The organism is Microbispora sp. NPDC004025 (assembly GCF_053604425.1).
This window is the reverse complement of record NZ_JBSGHN010000004.1, coordinates 615,228-641,284: the sequence shown is the minus strand read 5'-3', so window position 1 is coordinate 641,284 and position 26,057 is coordinate 615,228. Positions and strand designations below refer to the sequence as shown.

The 26,057-nt window shown below is 67.1% G+C and carries 28 protein-coding genes, 1 tRNA gene and 1 pseudogene; 8 read left to right on the top strand and 22 right to left on the bottom strand.

Annotated features, from left to right (window positions below; translation table 11 throughout):
- Positions 1 to 17: 17 nt before the first annotated feature.
- Complete coding sequence (locus tag ACWEQG_RS15045; RefSeq protein WP_452284958.1) at positions 18 to 515, bottom strand: MarR family winged helix-turn-helix transcriptional regulator; 498 nt, start codon at positions 513 to 515, stop codon at positions 18 to 20.
- Between the two features lie 98 nt (positions 516 to 613).
- Between ACWEQG_RS15045 and ACWEQG_RS15040 the strand changes: the two genes are divergently transcribed.
- Together ACWEQG_RS15040 and ACWEQG_RS15035 are read left to right on the top strand one after the other, a co-directional pair.
- Positions 614 to 1,177 (top strand): YceI family protein, encoded by a 564-nt coding sequence (locus tag ACWEQG_RS15040; RefSeq protein ID WP_169984049.1) that lies wholly within the window; start codon positions 614 to 616, stop codon positions 1,175 to 1,177.
- Between the two features lie 190 nt (positions 1,178 to 1,367).
- Positions 1,368 to 1,457: transfer RNA gene (locus ACWEQG_RS15035), tRNA-Ser, on the top strand.
- On the opposite strand, the gene ACWEQG_RS15030 is transcribed toward ACWEQG_RS15035, so the two are convergent.
- The 8 genes from ACWEQG_RS15030 to ACWEQG_RS14995 all read right to left on the bottom strand — a co-directional run bounded on the left by ACWEQG_RS15030 (position 1,422) and on the right by ACWEQG_RS14995 (position 7,445).
- A complete protein-coding gene (locus ACWEQG_RS15030; protein ID WP_452284956.1) occupies positions 1,422 to 2,921 on the bottom strand; it encodes a tyrosine-type recombinase/integrase in 1,500 nt (499 codons plus the stop codon). The two genes, ACWEQG_RS15035 and ACWEQG_RS15030, sit on opposite strands and share 36 nt — an antisense overlap.
- Positions 2,921 to 3,097 (bottom strand): helix-turn-helix domain-containing protein, encoded by a 177-nt coding sequence (locus ACWEQG_RS15025; protein WP_405396592.1) that lies wholly within the window; start codon positions 3,095 to 3,097, stop codon positions 2,921 to 2,923. Before ACWEQG_RS15025 ends, ACWEQG_RS15030 begins: the two co-directional genes overlap by 1 nt.
- Complete coding sequence (locus ACWEQG_RS15020; protein ID WP_452285117.1) at positions 3,097 to 4,671, bottom strand: replication initiator; 1,575 nt, start codon at positions 4,669 to 4,671, stop codon at positions 3,097 to 3,099. The genes ACWEQG_RS15025 and ACWEQG_RS15020 overlap by 1 nt, the downstream gene beginning before the upstream one ends.
- Before the next feature lie 89 nt (positions 4,672 to 4,760).
- Complete coding sequence (locus ACWEQG_RS15015; RefSeq protein ID WP_452284954.1) at positions 4,761 to 4,916, bottom strand: hypothetical protein; 156 nt, start codon at positions 4,914 to 4,916, stop codon at positions 4,761 to 4,763.
- The gene (locus tag ACWEQG_RS15010) at positions 4,913 to 6,340 is read right to left on the bottom strand and encodes an FtsK/SpoIIIE domain-containing protein (protein WP_452284952.1); all 1,428 of its coding nucleotides are present in this window, start codon (positions 6,338 to 6,340) and stop codon (positions 4,913 to 4,915) included. The genes ACWEQG_RS15015 and ACWEQG_RS15010 overlap by 4 nt, the downstream gene beginning before the upstream one ends.
- Before the next feature lie 87 nt (positions 6,341 to 6,427).
- A complete protein-coding gene (locus ACWEQG_RS15005) occupies positions 6,428 to 6,730 on the bottom strand; it encodes a hypothetical protein (RefSeq protein WP_452284950.1) in 303 nt (100 codons plus the stop codon).
- Positions 6,730 to 7,029: a hypothetical protein gene (locus tag ACWEQG_RS15000; protein WP_452284948.1), complete on the bottom strand. Its 300-nt coding sequence runs from the start codon at positions 7,027 to 7,029 to the stop codon at positions 6,730 to 6,732. Before ACWEQG_RS15000 ends, ACWEQG_RS15005 begins: the two co-directional genes overlap by 1 nt.
- Positions 7,029 to 7,445 (bottom strand): plasmid replication, integration and excision activator, encoded by a 417-nt coding sequence (locus ACWEQG_RS14995; RefSeq protein WP_452284946.1) that lies wholly within the window; start codon positions 7,443 to 7,445, stop codon positions 7,029 to 7,031. Before ACWEQG_RS14995 ends, ACWEQG_RS15000 begins: the two co-directional genes overlap by 1 nt.
- A 304-nt stretch (positions 7,446 to 7,749) precedes the next feature.
- On the opposite strand from ACWEQG_RS14995, the gene ACWEQG_RS14990 reads away from it, so the two are divergent.
- Positions 7,750 to 8,223 (top strand): hypothetical protein, encoded by a 474-nt coding sequence (locus ACWEQG_RS14990; RefSeq protein WP_452284944.1) that lies wholly within the window; start codon positions 7,750 to 7,752, stop codon positions 8,221 to 8,223.
- A gap of 1 nt (position 8,224) precedes the next feature.
- Here the strand turns inward: ACWEQG_RS14990 and ACWEQG_RS14985 are convergent, their stop codons facing one another.
- From ACWEQG_RS14985 to ACWEQG_RS14965, 5 genes are all read right to left on the bottom strand, one after another.
- Complete coding sequence (locus ACWEQG_RS14985; protein WP_452284942.1) at positions 8,225 to 9,046, bottom strand: integrase; 822 nt, start codon at positions 9,044 to 9,046, stop codon at positions 8,225 to 8,227.
- A complete protein-coding gene (locus ACWEQG_RS14980; protein WP_452284940.1) occupies positions 9,046 to 9,888 on the bottom strand; it encodes a sigma factor-like helix-turn-helix DNA-binding protein in 843 nt (280 codons plus the stop codon). Before ACWEQG_RS14980 ends, ACWEQG_RS14985 begins: the two co-directional genes overlap by 1 nt.
- A gap of 146 nt (positions 9,889 to 10,034) precedes the next feature.
- On the bottom strand, positions 10,035 to 10,310 hold the full coding sequence (locus tag ACWEQG_RS14975) for a hypothetical protein (protein WP_452284938.1): 276 nt from the start codon (positions 10,308 to 10,310) through the stop codon (positions 10,035 to 10,037).
- Complete coding sequence (locus ACWEQG_RS14970; protein WP_452284935.1) at positions 10,307 to 10,726, bottom strand: ATP-binding protein; 420 nt, start codon at positions 10,724 to 10,726, stop codon at positions 10,307 to 10,309. Before ACWEQG_RS14970 ends, ACWEQG_RS14975 begins: the two co-directional genes overlap by 4 nt.
- A 96-nt stretch (positions 10,727 to 10,822) precedes the next feature.
- Positions 10,823 to 11,665, bottom strand: a complete 843-nt coding sequence (locus ACWEQG_RS14965; RefSeq protein WP_452284933.1) for a helix-turn-helix domain-containing protein — start codon at positions 11,663 to 11,665, stop codon at positions 10,823 to 10,825.
- A gap of 156 nt (positions 11,666 to 11,821) precedes the next feature.
- Here ACWEQG_RS14965 and ACWEQG_RS14960 point away from each other — a divergent pair, with 156 nt between their 5' ends.
- Positions 11,822 to 15,088 (top strand): NACHT domain-containing protein, encoded by a 3,267-nt coding sequence (locus ACWEQG_RS14960; RefSeq protein WP_452284930.1) that lies wholly within the window; start codon positions 11,822 to 11,824, stop codon positions 15,086 to 15,088.
- 285 nt (positions 15,089 to 15,373) lie between these two features.
- Here ACWEQG_RS14960 and ACWEQG_RS14955 read toward each other — a convergent pair whose 3' ends face one another.
- Together ACWEQG_RS14955 and ACWEQG_RS14950 are read right to left on the bottom strand one after the other, a co-directional pair.
- Positions 15,374 to 15,730 (bottom strand): hypothetical protein, encoded by a 357-nt coding sequence (locus tag ACWEQG_RS14955; protein WP_452284928.1) that lies wholly within the window; start codon positions 15,728 to 15,730, stop codon positions 15,374 to 15,376.
- A gap of 580 nt (positions 15,731 to 16,310) precedes the next feature.
- Positions 16,311 to 16,922: pseudogene (locus tag ACWEQG_RS14950) on the bottom strand (HAD-IA family hydrolase); the annotation flags it as partial.
- Positions 16,923 to 17,527: 605 nt separating this feature from the next.
- Here ACWEQG_RS14950 and ACWEQG_RS14945 point away from each other — a divergent pair.
- The gene (locus tag ACWEQG_RS14945) at positions 17,528 to 18,010 is read left to right on the top strand and encodes a hypothetical protein (protein WP_452285115.1); all 483 of its coding nucleotides are present in this window, start codon (positions 17,528 to 17,530) and stop codon (positions 18,008 to 18,010) included.
- A gap of 87 nt (positions 18,011 to 18,097) precedes the next feature.
- Here ACWEQG_RS14945 and ACWEQG_RS14940 read toward each other — a convergent pair whose 3' ends face one another.
- Positions 18,098 to 18,754, bottom strand: coding sequence for a TetR/AcrR family transcriptional regulator (locus ACWEQG_RS14940; protein WP_452284926.1), 657 nt, complete (start codon positions 18,752 to 18,754; stop codon positions 18,098 to 18,100).
- 105 nt (positions 18,755 to 18,859) lie between these two features.
- Here ACWEQG_RS14940 and ACWEQG_RS14935 point away from each other — a divergent pair, with 105 nt between their 5' ends.
- Positions 18,860 to 19,327 (top strand): hypothetical protein, encoded by a 468-nt coding sequence (locus ACWEQG_RS14935; protein ID WP_452284924.1) that lies wholly within the window; start codon positions 18,860 to 18,862, stop codon positions 19,325 to 19,327.
- A gap of 95 nt (positions 19,328 to 19,422) precedes the next feature.
- On the opposite strand, the gene ACWEQG_RS14930 is transcribed toward ACWEQG_RS14935, so the two are convergent.
- Entirely contained in the window at positions 19,423 to 19,956 is a 534-nt protein-coding gene (locus ACWEQG_RS14930) for a YbhB/YbcL family Raf kinase inhibitor-like protein (RefSeq protein ID WP_452284922.1), read from the bottom strand.
- Positions 19,957 to 20,103: 147 nt separating this feature from the next.
- Here ACWEQG_RS14930 and ACWEQG_RS14925 point away from each other — a divergent pair, with 147 nt between their 5' ends.
- Positions 20,104 to 20,802: a GntR family transcriptional regulator gene (locus ACWEQG_RS14925; protein WP_452284920.1), complete on the top strand. Its 699-nt coding sequence runs from the start codon at positions 20,104 to 20,106 to the stop codon at positions 20,800 to 20,802.
- A gap of 129 nt (positions 20,803 to 20,931) precedes the next feature.
- Here the strand turns inward: ACWEQG_RS14925 and ACWEQG_RS14920 are convergent, their stop codons facing one another.
- The 3 genes from ACWEQG_RS14920 to ACWEQG_RS14910 all read right to left on the bottom strand — a co-directional run bounded on the left by ACWEQG_RS14920 (position 20,932) and on the right by ACWEQG_RS14910 (position 24,307).
- Entirely contained in the window at positions 20,932 to 21,519 is a 588-nt protein-coding gene (locus ACWEQG_RS14920) for a hypothetical protein (protein ID WP_452284918.1), read from the bottom strand.
- Between the two features lie 69 nt (positions 21,520 to 21,588).
- Positions 21,589 to 22,245, bottom strand: a complete 657-nt coding sequence (locus ACWEQG_RS14915) for a response regulator (protein ID WP_452284916.1) — start codon at positions 22,243 to 22,245, stop codon at positions 21,589 to 21,591.
- Complete coding sequence (locus ACWEQG_RS14910) at positions 22,235 to 24,307, bottom strand: sensor histidine kinase (protein ID WP_452284914.1); 2,073 nt, start codon at positions 24,305 to 24,307, stop codon at positions 22,235 to 22,237. Before ACWEQG_RS14910 ends, ACWEQG_RS14915 begins: the two co-directional genes overlap by 11 nt.
- 237 nt (positions 24,308 to 24,544) lie before the next feature.
- Here ACWEQG_RS14910 and ACWEQG_RS14905 point away from each other — a divergent pair, with 237 nt between their 5' ends.
- Entirely contained in the window at positions 24,545 to 25,174 is a 630-nt protein-coding gene (locus ACWEQG_RS14905; RefSeq protein WP_452284912.1) for a hypothetical protein, read from the top strand.
- 13 nt (positions 25,175 to 25,187) lie between these two features.
- Here the strand turns inward: ACWEQG_RS14905 and ACWEQG_RS14900 are convergent, their stop codons facing one another.
- A complete protein-coding gene (locus tag ACWEQG_RS14900; protein ID WP_452284910.1) occupies positions 25,188 to 26,048 on the bottom strand; it encodes a helix-turn-helix domain-containing protein in 861 nt (286 codons plus the stop codon).
- Positions 26,049 to 26,057: the final 9 nt, after the last annotated feature.

Below are 26,057 nucleotides of genomic sequence, written 5' to 3'. Positions count from 1 at the left end.
TCCCGATTCCGGCGGGCTCAGCCGGTCTTGGCCCGCGGGGCCCTGCTCGTCTCCCGTACGCCGGCCGTCGCGCAGGGCCGTACGACGTCGCGGATCACCCGCAGCGCCTCCAGGAAGCCGGCGAGCTGGTTGTCGGTCAGCAGCCCGGTGAACCAGGTCTCGATGTCCTCGACGTGCTGGGGGAGCACCATGCGCAGCCGCTCCGCTCCGGCGGTGCTCAGCACGGCGTAGGAGGCGCGGCGGTCGCTGGCGCAGGCATGCCGTTCGACGAGCCCGTCACGTTCCAGGCGGTCGACCACGCGGGTGATTCCGCTGGTGGACAGCGACGTCTGCGCCGCGAGGTCGCTCATCCGCAGCCGCCGCTCCGGCGATCGGGCCAGCCGGATCAAGGTCTCGAAGTCGACTTCGGAAAGTCCTGCGGCGGCCAGTGTCGGGCTGGTCTTGCTCGACAGCCCGGCGAATACCTCCGCGAACAGGCCCATCGCCGTGAGCCGGGGGTCGTCGAATGGGTCCATGGTCCAAGTCTACGGCACGATAGTTGACGCGAGGAATATTTTTCCGGTAGACATTTGCTGAGTGAGACATCCGCACAGCAACAATCAGGGGAGCAGCCATGAGCATCCGTGAGTGGGAGGGCCTGAAGGTCCCGACGGCCGGCGAGTTCGCGCTGGACAAGGCCCACACGCGCGTCGGCTTCGTCGTCAAGCACATGATGGTCAGCAAGGTCCGCGGTCACTTCGCCGACTACGAGGGCAAGATCGTCATCGCCGAGAACCCGCTGGAGTCGAGCGTCGACGTCGTCATCAAGGCGGGCACGATCGAGACCGGTGCGGCCGACCGCGACGGCCACCTGCGGAGCGACGACTTCCTCGCCGCCGACAAGTTCCCCGAGGTCACCTTCCGCAGCAAGCGGGTCAGCGGCCTGTCGGGCAACGAGTTCACGCTCGTCGGCGACCTCACGATCCGTGACGTGACCAAGGAGGTCGAGCTCAAGGTCGAGTTCAACGGCGCCGCCAACAACCCGTGGGGTCAGGAGATCTTCGGCTTCGGCGCGGAGACCGAGATCGACCGCGAGGAGTACGGCCTGACCTGGAACCAGGCCCTGGAGACCGGTGGCGTACTCGTCGGCAAGAAGGTCAAGATCGAGATCGAGGGCGAGGCCATCCGCCAGGCGTAGCCTGTGTCGGGCTGAGGCGCGATATCCACACCCTGTGCACAGCCCTTGTCCACACCCTGTGGATAAGGGCTGTGCATCGGTCCAAACGTCCCGCCTCATAAGTTCGCAGGACTGATCCAACACGGCACGGGCAATCCGCTTTGCCGCCTTGGGCGATCGCCGGTACGCTGTGCTGAGCAACGCGCTACCAGGAGGCTTCGCCTAGTCAGGTCTATGGCGCCGCACTGCTAATGCGGTTTGGGTCTTAAGCCCATCCGGGGTTCAAATCCCCGAGCCTCCGCAGTTCAAAGCCCCTCTCGCCGGTCTTCGGCGAGAGGGGCTTTTTGATCTCCACAGGGCCTCTAGTTGCAGTTCTAGTTGCAGTTGCTCTCAGCCTTCGGGTTGCGGGCGCTTTCAGTCCTCGCCCCACAGGGCCGCCCCCCATGCGCTCGCTGGCGTCCTTCACCTGGGGACTGGCGATGTGGGTGTAACGCTCCGTGGTCGTCACTCGCGCGTGGCCGAGGATCTCTTGCACGACCCGGATGTGGACGCCCTGCTCGACGAGGAGTGTCCCCGCCGTGTGTCGCGCGTCATGGAGCCGGGCTTCCCTGACCCCGGCCTGGCGCAGGAGGGCCTTCCACATCTTGTAGTCCTCGCTGCGCTCCATCGGCCGGCCTCGGCGGGTTGGGAAGAGAAGGTCGTGATCCTCCCAGAGCTCACCGACCTCCGCCCGTTCGGCGTCCTGGAGCTTCTTATGCTCCCGCAGGATCGGAAGCAGTTCGGGCGGGCACTGCAGCGTGAGTCGGCTGCGGCCCTTGCGTTGCCGAAAGACGATGCCGCCGCCCGTACGCTCCGGGCACCTGTCGGCGTGCCCGGTGCAGTCCTTCGCGCATGTGCGGGTCGGGCAGACGTGGCCGCGCTTTGTGCAGTCCTGTGGACAGCCGGGGTCGTGCTTGTGGACCCTGCACCGCGGCTTGCACGGCCACCGGTGCCACTCCTTGCCGCACCTGTGGGGGTCGTCGCAGCCGTGCTTCCACGGTGACCGCTGTGCCTGATACCAGGCTTTGATCACACCTGTCTGGAGATCGACGAAGGACCAGCGGAGGCCGAGCGCTTCGCCTTGGCGGATGCCGAGGGCGAGGGCCACCGACCAACGGGCCGCGTTCCGGCGCGACTTGGCCGCCTCCAGGATCTTGCGCGCCTCGTTCCGCGTCAGCGGCTCAAGGTCGGGATCAGCCGCCACGGGTGCGTCAACGAGGGTGGCGACGTTCCTTGTGACCTTGTTCCGGCGTACGGCGATCTTCAGGGCACGGGACAGGATGCGGTGCACCTTGAGGACCGTGCTCGACGAGCGGCCCTGTTCCAGCATCGTCGCGTACGCCTTGTCCAGGTGCTCAGGGGCAAGCCGGTCGAGGCGGTGACGGCCGAGGAGCGGAATGATCCAGTGCCGGGTCTTGGACCGGTAGTCGTCGAGGGTCCGAGGCGCCATCTTGCCCGACGCCACGAGTCGGTCACAGATCACGTCGAGGTATTCGGTCATCCACTCGGCGACGGTCGGGACCTTGCCCGGCTTGGCGACCTGCCCGGTCTCGCGCTTGCCTTCCAGCTCGCGGACCTTGCGCGTGACCTCCGCCTCCGTCTTCCCCATCCGGTGACGTCGGTCGGGGGACCCGTCCGGCTTGATGCCCAGGGTCACCCAGCCGTGCCAGTAGCCATCCTGACCAAGGTAGATGGACGATCGCCCGTTCGGCTTGCGGTCGGCCATCACGCCGCCTCGTTCAGACGGCGGGCGAACTCCTGAAGGGCGTCAGCCGGGACGAGGCGGTATCCGTCGTACTTGACCGAGCGAAGCTCACCGCTCTTGATCAGCCGGAAGACCGCCGTACGGCTCATGCCGAGGACGACCGCCGCGTCCTTGGGCCGGTAGAAGAGTCTGTCCATCACGCTGCCCTCCCTTCAGTTGCCGAAAAATCTTGTCCGTCCGCCTCGGCTTGGAGCCGATCGAGGTGGTTGCGCCAGCGCTGCCGTTCGTGGACCGAGCGCAGGAGCCGCACGCCGATAGGGGCCAGGTCGGGGTCACCGGGCTTGACCGGGCGCCAGATGTAGCGGTGGGGGTCGACCGGCTCGTCTTCGACGCCGAGGGCTTCCAGGACCCAGGTGCGGCGGTCCTGCTTGTGCTCGGTGAGGGTCTTGTTGGACCACTTCCTTGAGACGAGGACGCGGCGGCCCGCGTAGCCGAGGTGGTCGGGCTTGTGGGCCTTGCCCTTGCACCGGCCGGGAGCCATGCCGGGCTTGGCGCCCTTGGGCTGGACGCCGTAGCGGAGCCAGTTCGGGCAGGTCGGCGAGCACGGCTCGAACCGCAGGGCGTTGAGGAGTCGTTCGGCGTGTGCCTTGCGGCGTGGGTCGTCAGTGCCGAGGGCGTCGCCGAGGCTCTTGGTCAGGTACTTGGACAGGTACTGGATGAGCTGGTCGGCGTCGGGGGTTCCGGCGAGGACGCTCTGTATGTCGAGCTGGTCGCCGAAGCGCAGGACGTGCAGGGGTTCGGCCTCGTCGTCCTGGTCGAGAACGTCGAGGGCCTGTTCCCAGGTCGGCAGCACTTCCCCGGTTGTGGGGTCGAGGTAGCCGGCCCCGTCCTCCCAGACCGGCAGGTGGTCCCCCTCGAACCGCACGTCATCGATGGGCGGCCACCACACTTGGTGGTAGGTGGCGGCGATGATCTGCCGCAGCTCGGCACGGGGCAGGGTGCCGCGGATCGCCATGTGCAGGTGCGGCGCAAGCCGCTTCTGAGGCTCGACCGTGGCGAAGTACTGCACGTCATAGCCCGCCACGCGGCGGAGGTTCTGCACGAAGCGGTCGACGAGCTTGGAGAAGTGCAGCGCGTCGCGGGCCGCACGGCCGTAGTCGTAACGGTCCGGGTCGAGGGGCGCGCCCTCCAGCACCCGCCCGTAGGAGGGCAGGGTGAGGGTGACGAACATCGAGGGCCGGTAGGTCTTGCCGTCCGAGCCGGTGAAGGTCCGCCCGAGCGTGGTTTTGGTCATCTGCCGCTTGGGCAGGTCCGGGGCGTCCTGCCGCCGCTTGGTCGAGCGCGAGCGCTTGCCGGAGGTTCGGCCGAGGACGTTGCCGCGCATGCCTGCCCGGTTGATCTCCTCGTCCAGGTCCTCAATGGCCGCATCGAGGTCGGTGGTGTCGCCGCCGGCCTTTTCCACCTCATCTCGCCATGCCTGGGCATCGGCCCGCAGCTCCACGAGGTGCCGCTGATACTCGTCCGCGTTGTCGGGCAGGTTCACCGGTTCGTGGTCGAGGTGCCAGCCCTCCCGGCACTGTGCCCGCCGGAGCTGCCGGTTGCGCTTGGCGCACGGCGGGCACTTGCTCTCCAACGTGGCCCCGCAGGGAACGTCGATGACCTCGACCTGGCCGGTGAGGATGTCCTGCCGCCTGAGCGGTACCGGGCGGATGCACACGCCGTACTGCTTGGCGATCTCCTCGACTACGTCCCGCGCGAGCGGTTGAGCCATGCGGACGGCGCGGGGTGTGGACCGGTCGTTGAGCCGAGCGGGGGAGGTCGGCTGGTCTTCCCCGCTCTGGTGGGTGTCGGTGAGGTCGATCAACTGTCCTCCTCTGCGGTCTCGGCAATGGTGAGGGCGGTCTGGCCGCATTCGTGGCACTCCACCAGGCCGCGGATGGGGTCGAGCCATAGGACGTTGAGCGCTCCGCAGACCGAGCAGCGCAGCCCGTCGAGGAAGTGCGCCAGACCGTTCATGCGGCCTCGCTTCGACCGCCGTACTCGGCGACCATCTGGCGAATGTCGGCGTCGGAGACGTAGGCGGCCCGAACCCGGACAGGCTCGGCGGAGGTCTCCAGCCGGACGTAGCCGACGCCCGCGCCCAGCTCCGGGACGGGTGAGATGTGGTCGGCGAGTGCGCCCCGGTCACGTGCGCCGTCGCCGAGGACCATGTCCACCTGTTCGGACTCGTCGAGCCGGAGGGCGATCTTGTCGGGGAACAGGTTGCGGATGTTCATGACCTCCTTGCGGGGGTCCTGGAGCGCGGCCATGACGCCGACGCCGACCGCCCGGCCCTGGGTGGTGAGCGTGGCGAGGGCCGCCGTGATGCGCTGACGGAGTTGCTTGTCGGACTGGTAAGCGGTCAGGAAGGCGACCTCATCGACGAGCACCAGGACGAACGGGTCATCGACGGTCGGCGTGTGCGAGCGCTGGAGGCCGGCGAACCGGTCGGCCCGCTCCTGCATCACGCACACGGCCTCGTCGAGCAGGTCGGCGCACTCCTTCGGGTCGGCCGCGTACCGGGCACCGAACAGAGAACGGCCGAACGACAGCTCCATCCGCTTGGGATCGAGCGCCCAGACCTGGACCAGGCCCGCCCGCATCGCGGGGAGCAGGCCGCGGATGGTCGACCACAGCCACGAGCCCTTACCGGCCCCGGTCGCACCGGCGATCAGGACGTGCGTGCCGTGGACCTTGAGCCGGTACGGAGTGCCGTCCTCGCACTGTCCGACCTCCACCGGCCCAACCTCCGCTGCCTCGGGAATCGGGACGGCGGGCAGGGGTTCGGCGAGCGGGTCGCGCCGGGGGAAGGTCAGCACGAGCAGCCCGGCCTTCGCGATGGCGACGCGGCAGGAGGGGGAGCCGAAGCCGTGGGCGAGGTGGTCGGTGCGGTCGGCCCAGTCCTTGACGGCCTGCCCGGACAGCATGCGCACCGTGACGCGGTCGGCCCAGCCGTCGCACTCGACCCGGAGCAGGCGGGGCAGGTAGTCGCGGCCCTGGAGGTGACGGCCGAGCCCGGACACGATCATCACCGGTTGCCAGTGCCGCCGGTAGATCCAGAACCGGCGCCAGAAGGCCAGCAGCCGCCAGCCGATCCAGCGGGCGAACGACGCCCGGTCGGCCAGCACCCAGCCGAACAACAGTGAGACGGGGATGGTGACGGCGGCCACCGCGACGGGCCAGCCGTACCGGACCCAGATCACCCCGGGCACGGCGAGCACCGCCACGGCGATGGGGTGAATGACGAGGGTACGGACGAGACCGGCGACCAAGCGGCCGAGGAAGACCAGGATCGTAAGGATCGCCGGAGTCTGGACGACGGCCGGTTTGAACACGACCGCCGTGTCTGGAGTGGTGGACACGAGGTTACGCACCTCGCCACCGGGAAGGCGCTTGAGCATAAGCTGAACTCCTCTCTTGTGATGCGCAGTCAGGGAGAGACCGAGGGGCCGCCGGAAGTTGCCGCTTCCAGCGGCCCCGCTTGCGTGTCAGGCCGCCGTGTCGGTGGCCTGGATGTGTTCGGCGTGCAGGCGCTCGCAGTCGGCCAGGTACCGCGCGGCGGCGTTGAAGATCTCCCGCGCGATGTCCAGGTCTTCGGCGGTGACCGGCCCGGCCCCGGTGGACGAGACCGTCACGTCCGCCTCGTCGGACTCCAGCACCAGGTACGGCCGCCCGGACTCCAGCACCCGAGCCCGCGCCCGAGTGATCGAGGCGTAGAACGAGATGCCGATGCGGGAACGCTGGCCGGGGTCGATCGACATCGACACGTAGGTGTAGGGACCGTGTGCCATCACGCCACCCCGCGCCCGTTGGCCAGGCCGTGAAACCGCCGCTCGACCGACCGGGCGAACGAGGCCGCCTCACGGGCGAGCTGCCGGGCGAACTCGACATCAGCCGGGCTGACCTGGTCACTGTCCGAGGTGCTAACCAGCACCGAGGTCGAGCCGAAGTCCAGCGCCAGCACCGAGGTCGAGCCGAAGTCCAGCGCCAGCACCGGGGTCCGGGCCGGGTACGGCATGGTCTTGGCCGAGGCACCGCACCCGGTGTTGAGGCTGATCACGGCCGAGGGCCGCACCGTCCGCCGCCCCATCACGCCGCGTCCTTCGCAGCCGCGTTGGTGGACTTGCCGGCAGCCCCCGTGCGGGGAGCCCGCATCACCCGAGCCGAGATCGAGTAGGCCAGCCGCCCCGTCGCCTGATGCACGTACGGCTTGACCTCCAGCCCCTCGAACTCGGCCGGAGCCAGCGGCACGCCCGGCAGCGACGGCGGGACGACCGGCTGAACCTCCGACAGGATCTTCACGGTCACCGTCTTCTGCGCGGCCTTGAGCGAGGGATCGGCGTCCATCACCGGGACCTGCCACACCGGCAGACCGGTCACCTTGTCCTTGGCCTGGGTGTCCCGCTTGGCGTCGAAGTCCTTCGCCGCGGTCACCTCGCCCACGACGTAGCACCCGTGCGGGAACAGCAGCTCGAAGCTGATCGGGATGGGTCCTTGCAGTGCCATCGTCCACCACCTCCTTGTCCACCCCCTAGACAATGGCGGCCGGTCCGTCACGGGAACTGTCTAGGGGGGTAAACGAGTGTCGGGTTGGCTGCTACGGGAGGGGAGGGATTGTGCGGCGAATGTGAAGGGCATGCAGATATCTCGCGCACCGATGGCTGCCGCGTAGCCTGCTGATCAGACTGTCTCTGTGGCAGCTTGTGTCCGGACGGGATCGCGGAGACGCCTTCCCCGGCTTCTCATGTTTGCTTGCTCCGGTTGGCTTGCCCTTGTCGGCCTCGAAGTCCTGTGGATTCCGCTTTCCCGGATGAGCCTGCGGCTCAGTTGGATCGTGATCTTGATGGCCTGGGGATGGGCGATCGTCTGGTCAACGAAGACTGCGTTTGCCTATCTGGCGGGCAGGGCGTACAGCCGATGTGTCGTGACGACCGTTGTCATGCTGACCGTGTGGGCCGGTGTCCGCATGACGCACTGGAATGCCCTCTATGTGGATGGGATGTTCTGGCTCCATCGCGACACCTTCGCCGCACTGGCCAACGCCTATGAAAGCGGCCGACCGATGACGGTGCCCTCATGGATGGAGCACCTGTCGGTGAACGGCAAGGTCGAGCGGCAAGGTAACGCGCTCTACCTGCCCGTATTCATTGATCAGTGGCGAGGGGAGACCGGGGCGGGGATCGCTTACCTGCCAAACGGCAGTCAGAGGGTGGTAGAGACCGCGGCAGGCGATGTCGGCTATCCGGTCCGCGACCTTGGCAACGGCTGGTGGTGGGTGGAGTAGGTCAAGTGATGTGACAGTAGGCCGCCGTTGCGTCGTCGTGGGGCTTGCTACGCGGCCAGCGCTCCCCGTGCGGGTCTGACTGCTCAGCCTCGCGGACTCGGCGAATCAGTTCGGCTGATCCGTCCTGCGCCAGGGTGTCGAGGAGCTGTCGCCAGGTCATTAGGCCATAGCGGCTGACGGCGTCGGCAGTCCCGTCGGTTAGCAGGGCTGCGGCGCGTACCTGGTCGGTGTGGATGGTGCCGGTGAGGGCTTGGTCGGCGGCGAGGGGGTCGGTGGAGGCGACCCAGAAGCCACCGTCGCGGTTGCGGTAGGTGCCGAGGGTTTCGACGTACTCGCGGCGGGCTTCAGCGTGCTCGGGTGTGCCGCCGCGCAGGCTGTCGAGCCGTGCGCGGTGGGGTGCGGCGACCTGTTCTAGCCGGTCGTCGCAGATCACTTCCGGCTCGGTGGTGCCGGTGTCGAGGATGAGGGTGGAGTCGCCGAGGACGAGCCAGTCGAGGTGGTCGGCGGTTTGGCGGAGCATGATGACGGTTGCGGAGGGGGAGCCGCCGTGGGTCAGGTCGCAGGTGAAGTCGTGCAGTGAGGTGACGTGCTTGATGCCCTGGGCGAGGAGTTCGGGCAGGGGGCCGGCGCTTTGGGTTATCTCGGCGAGCAGGGTGGAGCCGAGGGTGTGGGAGTACCACCGCACGCTGTGCGAGCAGGTCGAGGTGACACCTGGTGGGATGCTGGCGCCGTCGAGGAGGACGACGGCGTCGGCGGTGGCGCCGATGAAGTCTTCGTTGGGCCGGTCGGGGTAGGCGGGTTGGCTGGCGAAGGCGACGCGCATCAGGTGTCCTCGTGCCGGTAGAGCGGGCTGGCCAGTTCCGCCCGCACTGGTTCCCCGGTTTGGGGGTCGTATTCGACGCCGACCACGCAGGAGAAGCGGCGGTCGCCGACCTGCCCCCACAGTGTGGCGATCTCGCTGGCGAGTAGGTGGATGACGCCGAGGGAGCCGTTGGGGTGGATACCGGCGATGGCCAGGAACGACCCGTTGCCGTCCGGGCGGGGCAGGCGGCCGAGGAAGGCCGAGTCGGTCGGCTGGGCGGGGTCGAGCTGGGAGCCGGAGCGGTATTCGCGGCCGGTGCGAGTGTCGACGAGCTTCCAGCCGGTGTCGTCGCGGTCCCAGCGGATGACCGGGTCGGCGTCGTAGGCGGCCCGCATGGCGTCGGACATGCGGGGGCCGCAGATGACGAGCAGCCCTGGGCGGTTGAGGTCGATCTGCCCGCCCACGGTGACGTTGTCGGTGGCGACGGTCAGGCCGAAGGTGCGGGCGAGGTCTTCCAGGCGCTTGCCGGCGCGCATGTCGTCCAGGGCGACCATGGAGCGGCCCGTCGCGACATCGTGCCGCAGAGGGGTCACGACGGTGACGGTTCCGACGCCGAGGAAGGCGCCTTCGGGGGCGGGGCCGGTGTGGCGGATCTGGTGGATACGCCCGCGGGACAGGCCGGCTTTCTCGGCGATCTGGGCGTACGACATGCCTTGGGCGTGGAGTTCTTGGATGACGCGGCGGCGCAGGCGGGCCAGTTCGGTGACTTCTTGCTGGGCGGTGTTAAGCCGTTCGGTGGCGACCCGGAGCAGCAGGTAGGGATCGTCGATGGCGGCGATTTTGTCCAGGTCGCTCGGTGGCACGGTTCCTCCTCGATGGTGCGCACACGAGTCTAGGCCCCTAGACGAAATGCCGTCTATCCCTCTTGACAGTACGGTTTTGGCGGGTTTGCCGGTGGTTGGGTCCACAGCCCGGATCGCTGAGCGCCGGTTGGGGACACCGCGCGGGCTCACCGCACCATCCCCGTGAGCAGCGCCGCCCAGACATCGCGCGCCTCAGCGAGGGGCCAGCGGTGGGTCTCGCGGATCTCGGGAGCGTCCTCGTTTTGGAGGGTGCGCCGGATGAACCCCTGCCCACCCGCCTGGCACAACTCGTAGACCATGGCCAGGCAGTCGCAGGTCCAGGCGAGCACGCGCACTCGCGCTCCGTCCGAGGGCTCGAACCAGTCCAGTTTCGTGCCCCCGGGCTGCCGGCGATCGGGGACGTGCGGGCTTACGCAGCTCATGACCGGGACGTGGCCTGTGCGGCGGCGGCGATGGGGTCGACCTTAAGTAGTGCCCAGGCGGTACGGCCGGCCTGGCCGCCGTACACGCCCCAGTTGTCGGCCAGGGAGGCGACCAGAAACAGGCCGCGGCCGCCCTCGTCGTCGCTGGGCCGCACCAGCCGGGGGACGCCGGGGCCGCCCTCGTCGGCGACGCCGACCCAGACCTGATCGGGTTCGGCCTGGATGTTGACGATGAACTTGCCGCCGAACCGGGCCGAGGCGGTATGCCGGACGGCGTTGGTCGCCAGTTCGCTCACGATCAGCTCGACCGATTCGACGACCGGCCAGGCGCCGAGGGTTGCGGTGATGAAGCGCCGAGCTTCGGTGACCGAGGCGGGACGGCCGAGGAAGTGCCGGGACAGGCGCCATGGGGGCATGGGACACGCTCCGTCGTATAGGGGGCTAGACATGCCTTTGGCTGGAGCGTATGACCAACGCTAGAAGGTTCTCAAGGAATACGACGCATAAATGCGTCAGTCATCGAGCTGCTTCGCCAGCTCCCGGAAGTCCGCTGCGATCTCGCCCAGCAGCGCCCGCAGCTCATCCCCGTACACGGCCGCGCCCGCGAACGCCTCGAACGCCTCTTCATGAGCACCGATCTCGGCCGCCTCCGTCAGCGTGAGGTCACCGGTCAGGCTCTCCACCACACTCACGGATCCGTCGAAGATGGTGAACCCATGCAGCGGGAGGGCTGGTGCCTCTGTCTTCCACGGCACGACGCCGAGCCGAACATGTGGCAACGTGGACACCTGGGCCAACCGATCGAGCTGAGCCAGCATCAACGACGGCGACCCCGGCCAGGTACGGACGGCGCCCTCAGTCAGCACGAAGGCGAACCGCCGGCCCTCCTCGAACAGCACCGCTTGCGCATCGACCCGTACGGCGGCGGCCTTGGCCGCATCGTCCTCATCCACATCCCGGCCGATCGCCAACGCTAGCCGCGCATACTCGGCCGTTTGCAACAGGGCTGGGATCACCGCGGACGAGAAGACTGCCATCCACTTCGACGATCGCACACGGGCTGCGTTCGCCGCCTCCCGGCCGGCAAGCCCGCCCTTCAGTCGGGACACCTCATCACGCAGACGCAAGAGCAGCGCGTCCAACTCTGAGCGAGTGTCGTCAGCTAGCTGGAGAGCAGCTGACACCCGCTCAACCGTCTCCGGAGTCGGCAACAGCCGCCCCGTCTCCATCCGCGAAATCGTCGGCTGCGCCACCCCAGCGCGCTGCGCCAACTCCTTGCCGGTCAGCCCCGCATCCCTGCGCAGCCGTCGCAGCAGTTCACCCAGCTCACGCAGTCGATCTCGCCGATCAATCACATGGCTGTTTCTACCACCATGCAGTGCAGCCCGAAGCGGGCACCACCAGCAGCCCAAGGCGCTAGCGATAATTTCGGCGGGGACACATCCTTATATAAGGATGTCCGACAGTTATGCATCCTGATTTGATCGCAGTCTTGCCCTAACATGGCTGAGATGTCTAGCACGCTCGCCGTTGCCAGGGCCGTGATCCTGCCCATAGTGCGTATGATTCTTGCCGATCGCGATAAAAAGCGGTCACAGTCGCTCCCATTGGCCGAGCTCATCAATGTGCGTATTACGGACGACTTCAAAAAGCGGGCACTCAAGCGGGAGGTTGAGGCGGCTGTAGACCTGGTGGCTCAGAGAATAAAGCCGCTGTTGGAACGAGAATGGCCCGGGTTGTCGGGCAGTGATAAAGACGCGGCGCTGTTCGAAGTTATCCGCGCATTCGAGTCTGCCGACCTATCCGATGCGGCACTGTTTGCTGACGATGTGAACCCGGACTACCTGGCACGTCGCTTAAAGAAACAAGCGCTCAAGACTGCAGTGCAGAATCTCGGAGAACCGGCCAATGCACTTTTCCAGAGATTATTGGATGAGTGCTGTATTCTCTATGTGCAGCTCCTCATTCACATTGCACCTTTCAGTGCTAGAGCTATCGCTGAATTGCTTTCGCGGTCAACCTCGCTAAGTCGTCAGGTGGACCTTGTCCTCGAACGGATACCTGCGCCAACTTTGGATGCCCCAGCTGGTACCTCCCATGATGCCGAATTTACCAGTCGATATCTAACGCACATAAGTACGATGCTTGACGACCTGGAACTGTTCGGTGTCGATGTTCATCGCTACCGCCTCAACACGAGCCTCAGCGTTGCCTATATTCCCCTACGTGTTACGTCAGATCCGGCATCGGACTACGAGACATCTGTTGGTTGGACTCGAGGCGAGCTTCAATCAGGGGAGGTAGATACTGAATCCTCCTCTTTGAGAATAGAGCATGCATTACGCGAGAGTCGACGCACGCTAATTCGAGGAGAAGCGGGTTCTGGCAAGACTACACTCATTTCTTGGCTCTCTATAAACGCTGCAAGGTCATCGTTCGGCACAGCATTGCAAGAGTGGAATGGTTCAGTTCCATTCATCATTAAACTCCGCAGTTTTGTCGGTAAGCCGCTGCCGCGTCCAGAAATGTTCATCCATGAGGTTGCGGGACCGATGGTTGAGCTCATGCCGCCCGGCTGGGCCCATCGCGTTCTTTCCGCAAGCAAAGCGTTGCTTCTGGTCGATGGAGTAGATGAAATTCCAGCAGGAGAGCGAGCAAGCGTACGTAATTGGTTGAAGGGGCTGCTGACCCAATTTCCGAACATCAAAGTAGTCGTAACTGCGCGGCCATCGGCAGCAAAGCATCAGTGGCTTGCATATCTCGGATTCGGATCAGCGGTCCTAGACCGAATGGGGCCGTCTGAGGTACGAGCTCTTATTGCGCACTGGCATGAAGCAATCCTAGCTTCCGGAAACTCGCCTTGTGATGGGGCCGGCCTCGCGATTCATGAACGCAAATTGATATCTTCCTTAGACTCTGCCCCGCATCTTCAGGCTCTTGCAACTAATCCACTTCTATGTGCGATGCTGTGTGCCCTAAATCTGGATCGTCACAGCGCCCTGCCTCCGGATAGGATGGGGATCTATAGGGCGGCACTTGAAATGCTGTTAGAGCGCCGCGATGTGGAACGGGGAGTACAGGTTGACACAGTTCCGTTCCTCGATATCCGTACTAAGCTTGAAATGCTCCAGTATCTGGCGTGGCGTTCGTCGCTGAATGGGCGGACAGAGTTGGATTACCGTCAAGCGGTAAGGCAAATCTCTGAGCGTCTTGCCATGCTGTCGATTACAGATAAAAATAGCGAAGGAGTCCTAAACTACCTGCTCAACCGGAGTAGCGTTATACGTGAAGTCGTACCTGGTAGGATTAGTTTCGTTCATAGAACTTTTCAGGAATATTTGACCGCACGTGAGGCCGCAGAACAAGGTGATGTAGGTCTCCTGCTTGGGAAAGCGCATCTCGATACCTGGCGAGAGACCGTTGTGATGGCAGTGGGCCATGGTAATCTGCCGACTCGAACCGCCCTACTGAAAGGTATCTTAGATCGGGCTGATCGAGAGAACCGGCATGCTCGTCGCTTGAGGCTCTTGGCGGCATCGTGCCTGGAGACGGCTGGCCCTATTGATCAGGAGCTGCGTTCGACTGTAGACAGATATGTCCATGCCCTTCTCCCGCCTCGAAAAATGGACGAAGTACAATCGCTTGTCTCGGCGGGCGTGGCAATGCTCAGGTATCTTCCAAACAGCATCGCAGGCCTCTCTCCAGAAGCGGCACGTGCCACAATCGCAACGGCGGCACTAATCGGGGGTCCTGAGGCACTACAAAAGCTGTCCCTCTACTCGCGAGATAACAGACGAGTGGTTGGCGAGCATCTTGTGGGTCAATCTAAGTACTTTGACTCGCAAGAGTACGGCGAGAGAGTTCTAGAGAATGCTCCCCTTTCCCAAGCTCGCCTCTTCATCGACGGCCGTGCAGAACTCCGCGCACTGCAAGCTATGAGCAGGAAAGCGCAGGAGAAAGTCACCATCAGACGATTGCAGCTTCATGATGTAGTCGATGTGGCAGCCGACTTAGGTAATTTTAAGCGAATTAGCGAGTTGTGGATGGAAGGTAGGTTCTCCGATCTAACCGCGCTTAATCGTCTCGCTGGAACGCTGCGGGAAATAACTCTCTGGACTGATATAAATCTGTCTTCCGGCTCCGTCGAAGCAATAAGCCGCCTGTCCAGGCTGAGAGCGCTCGCGATTGGCAGCGGAGGGAGGTTCCAAAATATTGACTTTGTGAGCAGGCTCAGTAAGTTGCAGGAGTTGTGGCTCTACGAGTTGGAGAATGTTGCGAGTCTCCGGCCTCTCGCTGACCTTAGCAACCTTGAAGTCCTACGATTGGGAGATTTGCATCGACCTGATCTGATGCAGGCTATCCACACTCTCCCTCTGTTGAGAAGCCTACACCTCGTGCGAGCGCCAGTTACAGCGCAGCTCACTGAACTGGTCCCCGCCATGGAACGAATTGCCCGTCTTTACATCTGGCAAGATAATTGGCTGAAGACACTGGCCCCTCTCGGGGAATTGGATAAACTAGAGTTTCTCGATGTGACATCGCAGAAGCTGACTGACGTCGGCGACATTTCAGGATTCGGCTGCCTGAAAGAAGTTGTCCTTTCGTGTCCACAAATAAAAGACTATCGTCCTCTCGCCCGCATCCCTAGTTTAAGGCAACTAACTCTCAATTGTCCGGTGAGCAGCTTCGATTACGAACCATTCGCCGAAGCGGGGATAGCTGTCAGATATCTAGGTGATGATATTGTGTCTAGTATAAATTCCGACGTAATCGCCTGAATCTGTGTGGTGGGTTGCCCGGCTATCCAGGGATCCCTACGCGTGGCGGACGACTTGCTGGATTGCGCTTATAGGGATCAAGGCGGCGGCGCTGCGCGCCGCCGCACCGCGGCCCGTCGCTCGCTCGCCGTCCGGGCGTGCGGCCTGGGGGCCGGTCCCGGCCGGCAGCGGCTAGGGCCGCTCGCCGCACACCAACCCGCCGTACCCAACGCAGTCGCCACCCGCAGCGCAGCGCCTCCCACACGCTGTAGTCGGTTCTCCTCCCGAGCGCACCGTCGGCCCCAGTCAGCGATCAGGAATGGCGACCCAGTCCTGTGCCCACCAGCCATAGCCGCTGTCGTCTTTGATCACACCGACGATCCTGTTATGGCGGATCTCCACGATGTAGAACTCCTCGTGGGGATCACGGAAGCGGAACCCACACACGGGGCAGCCGGCGAGAACCCCTTGCGCCCATACGCCTGGAATCCCGGGGTTCCCTGTCCACTCCCAGCGGTTCTCCCAGACGAGGTCCTGGCCAACCTGGTAGTCGCAGAGGATGAGATCGCCATAGTAGATCTGGACGAACCATCCCCTGCGGTCCTTGCGGCACCTTGGGCAGTGGATCGGCTCGGGAACCATGACCTGGTTGAACATCCCCATGAGGCAGATCCTTGGCACCCTGTCTGAGCATCGGCAACCGTATATCGCCTCCGGCGGGGGCGCTCCGGCTCCGGGATGGCGCCGAGCTGGAGACTGCGGGCCGTAGATGGCTGAGGTAGGAGCCGCGCATCCCTCCTGCCATCGACCCAGGCAGAGCCCAGCAGACCGACTCCTCCGGCTCAAGCCCCTCTGTGACCCTTGGCGTCCGATGGCCGAGGAACGGCGACCGGCTGAGGTACACGCAAAGACGGGCTTGCCCCTCCGTCGCCGGCCCGCTGCCGCTTCGCGGTGGGTCGACGGCATACGGGATGCGCGGAGGGCGAGGCGTGCGCGTCCGCGCAGGTCACGAGCCCGCTCTAGTTGCAGTTTTAGTTGCAGTTCCCCGCCGTACCAAGCCGTTCCAGGAGGACCGCCGAGCGGTGTTGGTCCAGGTGGAACGGATCGGGACGGCCAAGAGCCGAGCTGCTAATGCGGTTTGGGTCTTAAGCCCATCCGGGGTTCAAATCCCCGAGCCTCCGCAGTTCAAAGCCCCCCTCGCTGGCTTCAGCGAGGGGGGCTTTTTTTGATCTCCACAGGGCCTCTAGTCGCAGTTCTGGTTGCAGTTGCCTTCCGCCAGGATGTCGTCCACCGCGTCGCGCAGCCTTTCGAAGTGGCGGTGCGCTCCGTCCACGGCAACAGGCGTGTTGACGTTCCACACGGTCATTCCGGCCCTCAGCCCGGCCTGCACGCCGGAAGGAGCGTCCTCGACGACGAGGTAGTGCTCCGATGGGACGCCGAATCGCCGGGCGGCCAGAAGGTAGGGGTCGGATAATGGTTCGCCCCGCTCGACCGCGGCCGCGTCCACGATCACCTTCGGTATCGGTAGCCGGGTGCGGAGGAAACGCCCGCGGACCCTACGGGCGTAGTTCGAGGTCACCAGTGCCCATGATCCGGTCGGTAGTCCGTGCAGAAGCCTGAAGGCCCCGTCGAAGGCCGTGTAGGCGCCGGAACGCACGTCCTCGTCCTCCAGCGTGTGAAGTGCCATCAGGCAGGCGTGGGGATCCAGGTCTGGTGCGACAGCGGCGAAGGTCTCCAACGGCCGGGTCCGAAGCGCCACCCGGTAGACCTCCTCGGGATCCAGCGCATGGTGCACCGCCCACGATGCCCAGACGCGACGCTGGTTGTCCAAAGCATCGATCAACGTGCCATCGACGTCGAAGAAGACGCGTCTCGCGGGTCACGGAGGCCGAGAGGCAGCGGACACATCCTGATCATTCCAGTCGCTCCCTGACTCCTGCGCCGGCCTACGAGACTCCTGGATCTGTATCGGCTATCTGCCCCTCCAGAGGCTCCGGCTTGCTCGCCTGATACCGAAGCCAACCGATCACACTGCTCAGTAGCACGACAAGCTGGATGCCCGAGAAAATCCATAGGTGAAGGGGAGGCCATGGCCGCTCGTTGCCATTGACCACGAGCACGAAGTAACTGCCCGCGGCCATCCAGCCGAAATTGATGAGAGCAAGCCCCCGCCCCACTCTGTACCAGATCGAGCGTCGGTACTGGTTCATGCCTGGAACTGTCCCATCAACAAAGCGATCCCCACAGCCTGCCTCTGGCGGAGTGCTCCGGCTCGGGGATGTAGCCCGAGTTGGAGAGCACGGGCCGCAAATGGCTGAGGTGGGAGCCGCGCATCCCTGCTGCCGCCGACCCAGGCACGCCCAACAGACCGGGTCCTCCGACTCAAGCCGGCCTGTGACCGTTGGCGTCACGAAGCTCGATCTTCAAGCCGTCAGGCAAGTAGGCTGACCGCGATTGCCGGTGCTGGTGAAGGAGCCGCTGATGAACGCCGATCCAACGCTGGCCCGGATCGGCGAGGGGGTGGCGCTGAATCACCACCAGGGCCAGCGCGAAGCCGCTCGCGACGTGTTCGCGCAGATCTGGGACGACATCGGCGGGGAGCAAGGCGATCCGCTGCATGTTTGCGTTCTTGCCCACTCGATGGCCGATGTGCAGGACGACGTGCACCAGGAGCTGATGTGGGATCTGCGCGCGCTTGCCGCCGCTGATCGGGTCACCGATGAGGCGGTGGCGCAAGCTGGAGTGACGCTTTCCGTAGCGGGCCTGTATCCGTCGCTGCACCTGAACTTGAGCGAGTGCTATCGCAAGCTGGGCGATCTCGATCGCGCCCGTGAGCATCTCCGGCAGGCCAGAGCCGGGATCGGCGCGCTTGGCGACGACGATTACGGGCGGCTCATCAAGGGTGGCCTGGAGCGGCTGGCCGAGCAGTTGGGTGAGGCCTGACTGCGAACAAGCACCGCCCGGCATGACCGCTCGACAGTGAGGCGGCGGCTCGCGCCGCAGCGGGGGAAGTCCCAGAGTCTGGCTCGCTCAGCACGCAGTGGGCTCGACGTCCTGAGCAAGGCCGGCGAGGAGCCGCTGGAGGCCGTACTCGAAGGTGTCATCGGGCGTGACAGCGGCGAACTGCGGGGAGAGCCCGGCCAGCGTGGGATGGGCCTCGGGCGAGATCTCGGGGGGCTCTGACACCGGCAGGCACTCGGCGAGGACCGACCCTGCGGCGTAGTTCAGCAGCGACTGATAAGCGGTCGGAATGGCGGCCGGCGGGAAGCCCGCCTCGCGGAGTACGGCGAGCAGGGCCTCGGTCAGGCGCAGAGCGTTCGGACCGACGGCGGGACGGGTGGCCAGGATCGGCACCGCCCGATGGTGACGGATGTAGGCGGCCCGGATATCGCGGATGACCGTGGCCACACGCTCGGTCCACGGGCCCTGCGGGGCGGGTGGCGGCACCTCGCCGATGAGGGTGTCCAGGACGAGGTCGAGGAGCCGGTCCTTGTTCTGCACATGCCAGTAAAGGGTCATCGGGCCGGCGTTGAGGCGGGTGGCCAGGCGCCGCAGGCTGAACGACTCCAGCCCCTCCTCGTCGATCAGCGCGATGGCGGCGGCCACGACCTCCTCCGTGGAGAGGGGCGGATGTCCGCGCCCGCGCCGCGACGGCGCGTCCTGGCGGGGCGTACGTCGCGCGGTCATGCGAGCTCACCTGCGGGGTTGTAGGTCGATCTTGACACTGGTACATCGTACGAGTACGGTCCCGTCGCAACAACTCGTACGCCGTACTAGTAGGGAGGGGGCACGGTGCGCATCAATCTCGCGCGGGTGGCGATGGGCGGACTGGTGGCCGGGGTGGTGCTCACCGCGCTCAACGCGATCAAAGGCGGCGCGATCCCCGCCTTCAACGCCGAATGGGCAGAGGCGATGGGCAGGCTGGGCGTCGAGATGCGCGGCGCGTCGAGCGGCCCGGGCACACTGGCCTTCTTCACCGCGACGAGCCTCGTGTACGGGCTGGCGGGCGTGTGGCTGTATGCGGCGATCCGGCCGCGCTTCGAGGCCGGGCCGCGAACTCGGATACTCGCCGGCGCGATCCTCTGGTTGGTCGGCTACCTGCTGCCGATGGCCGGATACGCGGGAATGGGCCTGTTCTCCGCCCAGCTCGTGGCGCTCAGCGGTGGGCTCTCGCTGGTGGAGATGATCGTGGCGGTGGCGGTCGGCTCATGGTTCTACCGCGAAGCGGCGACATGGCCTCTGGCCTCCGGCCACGCGTGATCCCCGCGTACCGGCCCGAGGTGGCGCTCGGTCGTGGTGGACCCGCTCCTCGGAGGTACGTCTCTCCGAGTCGATGAGTCCGGACGTGCCGTTCGTCAGGCGGGGGTCTCGGCTGTGGCGATCAGGACCGCGCGCCCGAGGGTGTGACCGGCCATGGAGAAGCCGAGGAAGGCCGGGGTGGCGTCGGCCGGGACGCCGATGGACTCGACATCGAGGGCGTGCACCACGACGAAGTAGCGGTGCGGGCCATGCCCGGCCGGTGGGGCGGCGCCGATGAAGCGGGCCACACGGGCGTCGTTGGGCAGTTGGAAGGCGCCGTCGGGGAGGCCCGATCCGCTGTCGTCGCCGGCGCCCTCGGGAAGTTCGGTGACGGTGGCGGGGATGTCGGCGACCGCCCAGTGCCAGAACCCGGACCCGGTGGGTGCGTCGGGGTCGTAGACGGTGACGGCGTAGCTCTTGGTGCCGTCCGGGGCGCCGCTCCAGGACAGCTGCGGGGAGATGTCCTTCCCGCCGGGGATTCCGGAGGAGAACTGCTCGGGCGGCCAGGCGGCGCCGTCGGCGACGGTGGTGCTGGTGACGGTGAAGGAAGCCGCCTCGGGAAGGCGGGCGAAGGGGTCGTTGGCGGTCATCGCGTGGTTCCTTTCGGGCCGTGTCGCGGAGTGCGTGGTGATGCGACCGACGGAGGGCCGGCGATTCGCGTAGGGCGTCGCCGTCGGTGGCAAAATCGACACTAACACAGATAATCGATTATTTTGTGAATCGTCTATGCTGACCGCATGACCCAGACGGCCTACCCCTCGAACTCGCCGGGCAAGCAGATGCTCTCCGAGCAGGTCTACGCACATCTGCGGGATGCGATCATGCGCGGGGAACATGCCCCCGGTGAGGCCCTCAAACCGCAGGACATCGCCAAGGAGCAGGGCGTGAGCCTGGCCGTCGTGCGCGAGGCGCTGCTGCGGGTGGTCGGCGAGGGCCTCGCCGACCGGCTGCCCAACCGCGGCTTCGCCGTCCCGTCCTTCTCCGACCGCCGCTGGCAGGAGATCGCCGAGGCCCGCCGTACCATCGAACCGGTCGTGCTGCGCATGTCGATCGAGCGCGGCGACGTCGACTGGGAGGCCCGCGTACGAGCCGCCCACCACCGTCTGGCCCGTACCCCGGCGTTCGTGCCCGAGGAGGGCGAGTACTACAGCAGTGCATGGTCCGAGGCCCATCGGGTCTTCCACCGCACGCTGCTGGAGGGCTGCGGCAACCCCGTACTGCTGGAGACCTTCGACCGGTTGTGGACCGCGAGCGAGCTGGCTCGCCGCTTCTCGGCGAACCGCGACCCCGGACGGGATCACGTCGGCGAGCATCGCCGGCTGGAGGAGGCGGCGCTGGCCCGCGACGCCGACACCGCGGCCGAGGTGCTGGCCCGGCACCTCACCCTGACCGCGGCCGCACTGACCGGTCGCACCGGCCAGGCGAAGGAAGGCTGACACGCCTCGCCGGCCTGGCCGGTGGCCAGGCCTTGAGGGTGTGAATGAGCCGTCTGGTGGCCGTCTCGGCGGCAGACCTGGTGAGCGCGGGTGATGCTCCTTTTTCGCGGGAGAGGAAGACGGCTTGCGTCAGCTCTTCCAGGTGGCGTTTCTGAGCACGGTGGCGAGCCCGGGAGTGGCCCACTGGTCGACGATCAGGAGCCTCTCCTTCGGCAGGTACCACTCACGCTGCCTGAACGTCGACTTCTCCGTCGCGTCGTCGTACGTGACGCAGCGTCCCGGCCATACGCGGTAGTGCGCCTTGTGGCCCTCGCCGATGTTGCGGTAGCCGACCGCGATCGCCTTGCCGAGGACATGGCCGAGCTTGGGGTCCGTCGGGCAGGGAGCCACGTCGACGGCGGGATAGAACGCTCCATCGACGGGGTTGTAGCGCCGGAAGCCCTCGCCCCCGGTCTTGAGCGTCTTCGCTCCCATCACCCAGAAGCCCTGGCACCTGGGCTCGAAGTAGTGGCTCTTGGGCTTGGCGCAGGCGCCTGTCACCACGTGCACCTGATCGCCGCTCCGGTAGACGCGCCAGGTGCGGGGGATCTCCAGGGTCGGCCCGCCGGACAGCCGCAGGGACGTGGTGGAGGTGGCGTAAGCCCGGTCGGCACCGGTCACGGCGACGGCTCCGATGACGGTGCCGGCAGCGGCGACCAGCGAGATCATTCTTCTCATCACGGCGCAAATAGTAGTGATGATCCATATAGGTCATTTCGGTCCTGGCCCTCCGGGGTTCCCCGGCGGTCAGCGGCCGAGGCCGGCGTCCCGGGCGCGGATGATCGCCTCCGCCCGGTCGGCGGCCTGGAGTTTGGTGAGCACCGCGTGCACGTGGTTGCGCACGGTCTTCTGGGACAGGAAGAGCCGCGCGGCGATCTGGCCGTTCGACAGGCCGGCGGCGACCAGGTCGAGCACCTCGTGTTCCCGGGCGGTCAGGGCCGGGAACGGCGAGACGTCACCGGCCTGCGCCCTCGGGGCGAGGAAACCGGCGATGCGCGAGGCGAGGACCGCGCCGAACACGACGCCGCCGCCGGCCACCGTGGTGATCGCGCGGACGACCTCGTCGGGCTCGGCGCCCTTGAGCAGGTAGCCGCGGGCGCCGGCACGGAGCGCGTCGAAGATGGTGCCGTCCTCCTCGGACATCGTGAGCACCACGATGCCGATCTCCGGGTGCATCTCGAGGATGCGACGGGTGGCCTCGATGCCGTCCATGTCCGGCATCTGCACGTCCATGACCACCACGTCGGGGTCTCGCTCGGCGGCCTGCCGCAACGCCTCGACGCCGGTCGAGGCCGTCCCCGCGACCTCGACCTCGTCGATGCTGCTCAGCAGTGCCGCGAAGCCTTCGCGGAACACCGGGTGATCGTCCACCACGAGGACCCTCACCGGCCGCTTAGCGGTCATCTTCCACCTTTCCCGTAGACGTGAGCACGGGCGTCCGCCCTGACGACGTGACGGGCAGGCGCGCCCGCACCCGCGTGCCGGCCGGCTCCGCGGCGGTCACGGTGCACGACCCGCCGAGTTCGGCGGCCCGTTCGCGCAGCGACACCAGTCCCACGCCGGCCACCGTCTCCGGGGCGAGGCCGACGCCGTCGTCGACGACCACCACGTCGAGGTGCCCGCCGTCGACGTCGCGGGTCAGCGACACCACGCATTCGCCGGCCTTCGCGTGCCGCACCACGTTGGTGATCGCCTCCGACGCGATCCGGTACGCCGCCACCTCCACGGCGGCCGGCAGACCGGTGAGGTCGCCCCGCTCCTCGACCCGGACGGTCAGGCCCGGGGCGCGCAGCCGTTCCGCCTGCTGGCGGATCGCGCCGACCAGGCCCACGTCGTCGAGCGCGGGCGGACGCAGGCCGTGCACCAGCCGCCGTACCTCGGCGAGCATCCCGGTGAGCTCCTGACGGGCCGTCCCGAGGATCCGGTCGGCGTCCTCGCTCGAGCGGCGGGCGGTGATCCGGGCCGTGTCGATCCGGGACGCGACCGCCGCGAGGGCGGGGCCGAGCCCGTCGTGGAGTTCGCGGCGCAGGCGGCGCCGCTCGTCCTCGACGGCGGAGACGATGCCCTCCCGGCTGCGTTGCAGCTCCTCCGCGAGGCGTACGGCACGGGCCGCCGCGGCGGCCTGGCGGATCAGGTCGGCCAGCAGTCGTTCGTCATTGGCGGTGAGCCGGCGGCGGGCGGCCCGGCGCGGCAGCAGCAGCCGCCCGATGCGCTCACCCCGGTAGGTGATGGGGAGCGCCTGCGTCTCGGCGGGACGCTCGCCGTCCTCGACGAGCAGCACTTCGCCGCTGACCTGGGTGATCTCCACGCCCACGTAGGGCGTGCGGAAGGCCTGGGCCACCGTACGGGCCAGCGTGACGAGTTGCGCCTCCGAGTCGTCGGTCCGCTCCAGCCGCTCGGCGAGCCCGGACATCACGTGGTAGGGGTCGTCCCGGTCCCCGATGATCCAGCGCCGCACCAGTCGCCACAGCCGGTGCCGGAGCTGGGCGTACAGGATGGCGACCGCGAAGACGGCGATGACCAGCCGCTCCCCCTCGTTGAGGCGCGGCCCGAGCAGCCGGCCCGCACCGCCGAGGACCAGCAGGTCGAGGACGAACGTCAGGGCGAGCAGGAGGCCGTACACCAGCGTCCCGCCGAGCAGCCGGTCCACGTCGACGAGATCCGGCCGCACGATCCCGATGGCGACCGACCCGGCCGTGAGGATCACGGCGACGGTCAGGCCGGCGGCGCCGATCCAGTTGGGCAGCAGCCGGAACGTCAGCATGACCAGGAGGTCGACCACGGCCGCCCACACCAGCCAGCGCATCCGGGCGCGGCCGGCGCCGGTCAGCGTGCGGTAACGCCGCACCACGACGACGAACGGGGTGACCAGGCTCAGCGGGAGGCTCAGCTGAGCCACCAGCAGCACACCGGTCCAGACGGCGTCCGGTAACGGGAGGTAGAGCGCCTCGAGGTTCAGCTCGCGCAGCGGCGCGGGCAGCGGGGAGGACTCCGAAGTGGCCTGGGCGATGGCGGACGGCGCCGCGAGCAGGGCCAGCGGGAGCAGGCTCGTCAGCCCGAGGCTGAGCAGCGATGCGCCCCGCCACCACCCGGAGGGCAGCTTCCCGTCCGGGAACAGCAGCAGCACCAGGGGAAGCAGCAACACCAGGCCCGCCCCGAGCCGCTGGTAGACGACGAAGGCCGCGGACGCCCCCGGGAGCGCGGGATGGTGCGTGGTGGCGTACGCGAGCCACGACGACGCCACCCCGTCCAGCGCCCACCAGGCGCCGAAGGCCGACATCAGGCGGCCGAGGGTGTGTCGCGGATACCGGCGGAGCACCACCATGCCGGCCGCGGCGAGTGCGACACCCGCTGTCGAGTCGACTCCGCCCGGCTGCAGTTCGAGCACGGCGCGATGGGCCTGCGGCACCCGCAGGTCGATCAGCGCCGCCACCGGTGTGGCGGTCACGGCGATCGCGAGGAGCACAGGCCCGAGGCGTGGGCGCGAAAGCCGACGAACCATCCCAATCTGCACCAGGAAAGTGTGCCCTCGGCAGGTGTCCGATGTCCCTAGGACGCGCGTCCCATCTGTCGTGGGACGCGAGATATGTCGGGAATCGGGACGCGATGCCCTGACGGCTTGGGCCGGTGGTTCGTGAGGATCGTCCTCGTTGCCGCGGCGACCGCCGCCGCCATCACGACACGCTGCTCAGAAGGAACGACGATGACCGTTCACACCCGGCCCAGCACCCACGCCGCCGACGCGTCCCCGTCCGCGCCGCTCGCCGAGACGACCGTACGCCGGCTGGCGCTGGGCCTTTCCACCGGCGCACTGGCCTGGTCCGCCGCCAGCTTCCTCTACGGCTTCACCCCCGCAACCGAGACGGGAGTCAAGATCACAGACCTGGGCGGCCTGGCATTCCAGTTCGGCGCCCTGTCCCTCCTCGCGATCATGATTCGTACGAGGGCGACCGGGGTGAGCCGCGTGGCCCGCGCGATGCTGCAGGTCGAGCGGGTGTTGCTGGCCCTGGCGATGGCATGGAGCGTCTTCCACGCGTTCCTGCCCGCCCAGCGGGACAGCGTCTGGCTGGGGATCCTCGACGCGTTCTGGCCGCTGTCGATGCTGGGCATGTTCGTGATCGGCATCAAGGTCGCCGTCGCCGGGCGGTGGCGCGGGGCGGCCCGCTTCTGGCCGCTCGTCGCCGAGAGCTGGGTGGTCGTCACCCTCCCGACCATGGCGATCCTCGGCACGTCCGTCTCGGACGTCGTCGGCGCGGCCCACCTGCTCGTGGGCTACACCACGCTCGGCCTCATCATCGCGTTCCGTCCCGAGCTCGTACGCGGCGCGAACTGAACGCCGTAGCGGCTCAGCGAGCCGGGGCCGTGACACCGGTGACGCGGACGAGATCGAGCTTGGTCTCGTCCTCGCTGCCGGGAACGGCCGTGTAGACGACGATCTTCAGGTCGGTGTCGGAGTCGCAGAGCACGTCGCAGTCGACCGTGACGTCCCCTACCGCCGGATGCCGGATCGTCTTGCGGTCCTCCGCGTGGCCGCCGACGGCGCCGGAGTGCCACAGCTCGGCGAAGCGGGGGTTCCCGGCCAGCGTCCGGCGGATCAGCTCGCTCAGGCGCGTGTCCTCCGGGTAGCGGCCGGACGCCCGCCGCAGGTCGGCGACGATCGCCCGGTCGGTCGCGTCCGCGTTCTCGGAGACGACGGGCCAGGCCGCCAGGCGCGTGCGGTCGGAGGCCGCCGGGAAGCGCGAACGCACCAGGTTCCGCTCCTCCGGCGGGACCACGGAGGGGTCGCCGAGGAGCGCCGCCCAGCCGCGGTTCCACCACAGCAGCCGCCAGTCGGCGGCGAACACGGCGACCGGCGCGTCCCCGAGCCGGGTGAGCACCCGCTGCATCCCGGGCGGGATGTGGTCGCTGATCACGCCGTCCCGGGGTGGTTGCAGCCCGGCGAGCCGGTAGAGGTGGTCGCGCTCGGCCCGGCTGAGCTGGAGCGCCCGTGCCAGCGCGGCGGCGACCTGCGCCGACGGCGTGGTGGCCCGGCCCTGCTCCAGCCGTACGACGTAGTCCACCGAGACGCCCGCGAGGTCGGCGAGCTCCTCGCGGCGCAGCCCGGCCGCTCGGCGTACGCGTCCCGCGGGCAGGCCGACCGCGGCGGGGGAGAGCCGGTCGCGCCACGCGCGGATCGTCGAGCCCAGGCTCGTCTCGTCTGTGGTCATGTGCCCATT

Bases quoted from the DNA above. Each gene is read 5' to 3' on its own strand.
- ACWEQG_RS15045 (WP_452284958.1), bottom strand. From the start codon at position 515: ATGGACCCATTCGACGACCCCCGGCTCACGGCGATGGGCCTGTTCGCG.
- ACWEQG_RS15040 (WP_169984049.1), top strand. From the start codon at position 614: ATGAGCATCCGTGAGTGGGAGGGCCTGAAGGTCCCGACGGCCGGCGAG.
- ACWEQG_RS15030 (WP_452284956.1), bottom strand. From the start codon at position 2,921: ATGGCCGACCGCAAGCCGAACGGGCGATCGTCCATCTACCTTGGTCAG.
- ACWEQG_RS15025 (WP_405396592.1), bottom strand. From the start codon at position 3,097: ATGGACAGACTCTTCTACCGGCCCAAGGACGCGGCGGTCGTCCTCGGC.
- ACWEQG_RS15020 (WP_452285117.1), bottom strand. From the start codon at position 4,671: ATGGCTCAACCGCTCGCGCGGGACGTAGTCGAGGAGATCGCCAAGCAG.
- ACWEQG_RS15015 (WP_452284954.1), bottom strand. From the start codon at position 4,916: ATGAACGGTCTGGCGCACTTCCTCGACGGGCTGCGCTGCTCGGTCTGC.
- ACWEQG_RS15010 (WP_452284952.1), bottom strand. From the start codon at position 6,340: ATGCTCAAGCGCCTTCCCGGTGGCGAGGTGCGTAACCTCGTGTCCACC.
- ACWEQG_RS15005 (WP_452284950.1), bottom strand. From the start codon at position 6,730: ATGGCACACGGTCCCTACACCTACGTGTCGATGTCGATCGACCCCGGC.
- ACWEQG_RS15000 (WP_452284948.1), bottom strand. From the start codon at position 7,029: ATGGGGCGGCGGACGGTGCGGCCCTCGGCCGTGATCAGCCTCAACACC.
- ACWEQG_RS14995 (WP_452284946.1), bottom strand. From the start codon at position 7,445: ATGGCACTGCAAGGACCCATCCCGATCAGCTTCGAGCTGCTGTTCCCG.
- ACWEQG_RS14990 (WP_452284944.1), top strand. From the start codon at position 7,750: ATGAGCCTGCGGCTCAGTTGGATCGTGATCTTGATGGCCTGGGGATGG.
- ACWEQG_RS14985 (WP_452284942.1), bottom strand. From the start codon at position 9,046: ATGCGCGTCGCCTTCGCCAGCCAACCCGCCTACCCCGACCGGCCCAAC.
- ACWEQG_RS14975 (WP_452284938.1), bottom strand. From the start codon at position 10,310: ATGAGCTGCGTAAGCCCGCACGTCCCCGATCGCCGGCAGCCCGGGGGC.
- ACWEQG_RS14970 (WP_452284935.1), bottom strand. From the start codon at position 10,726: ATGCCCCCATGGCGCCTGTCCCGGCACTTCCTCGGCCGTCCCGCCTCG.
- ACWEQG_RS14960 (WP_452284930.1), top strand. From the start codon at position 11,822: ATGTCTAGCACGCTCGCCGTTGCCAGGGCCGTGATCCTGCCCATAGTG.
- ACWEQG_RS14955 (WP_452284928.1), bottom strand. From the start codon at position 15,730: ATGGGGATGTTCAACCAGGTCATGGTTCCCGAGCCGATCCACTGCCCA.
- ACWEQG_RS14940 (WP_452284926.1), bottom strand. From the start codon at position 18,754: ATGACCGCGCGACGTACGCCCCGCCAGGACGCGCCGTCGCGGCGCGGG.
- ACWEQG_RS14930 (WP_452284922.1), bottom strand. From the start codon at position 19,956: ATGACCGCCAACGACCCCTTCGCCCGCCTTCCCGAGGCGGCTTCCTTC.
- ACWEQG_RS14925 (WP_452284920.1), top strand. From the start codon at position 20,104: ATGACCCAGACGGCCTACCCCTCGAACTCGCCGGGCAAGCAGATGCTC.
- ACWEQG_RS14920 (WP_452284918.1), bottom strand. From the start codon at position 21,519: ATGAGAAGAATGATCTCGCTGGTCGCCGCTGCCGGCACCGTCATCGGA.
- ACWEQG_RS14915 (WP_452284916.1), bottom strand. From the start codon at position 22,245: ATGACCGCTAAGCGGCCGGTGAGGGTCCTCGTGGTGGACGATCACCCG.
- ACWEQG_RS14905 (WP_452284912.1), top strand. From the start codon at position 24,545: ATGACCGTTCACACCCGGCCCAGCACCCACGCCGCCGACGCGTCCCCG.
- ACWEQG_RS14900 (WP_452284910.1), bottom strand. From the start codon at position 26,048: ATGACCACAGACGAGACGAGCCTGGGCTCGACGATCCGCGCGTGGCGC.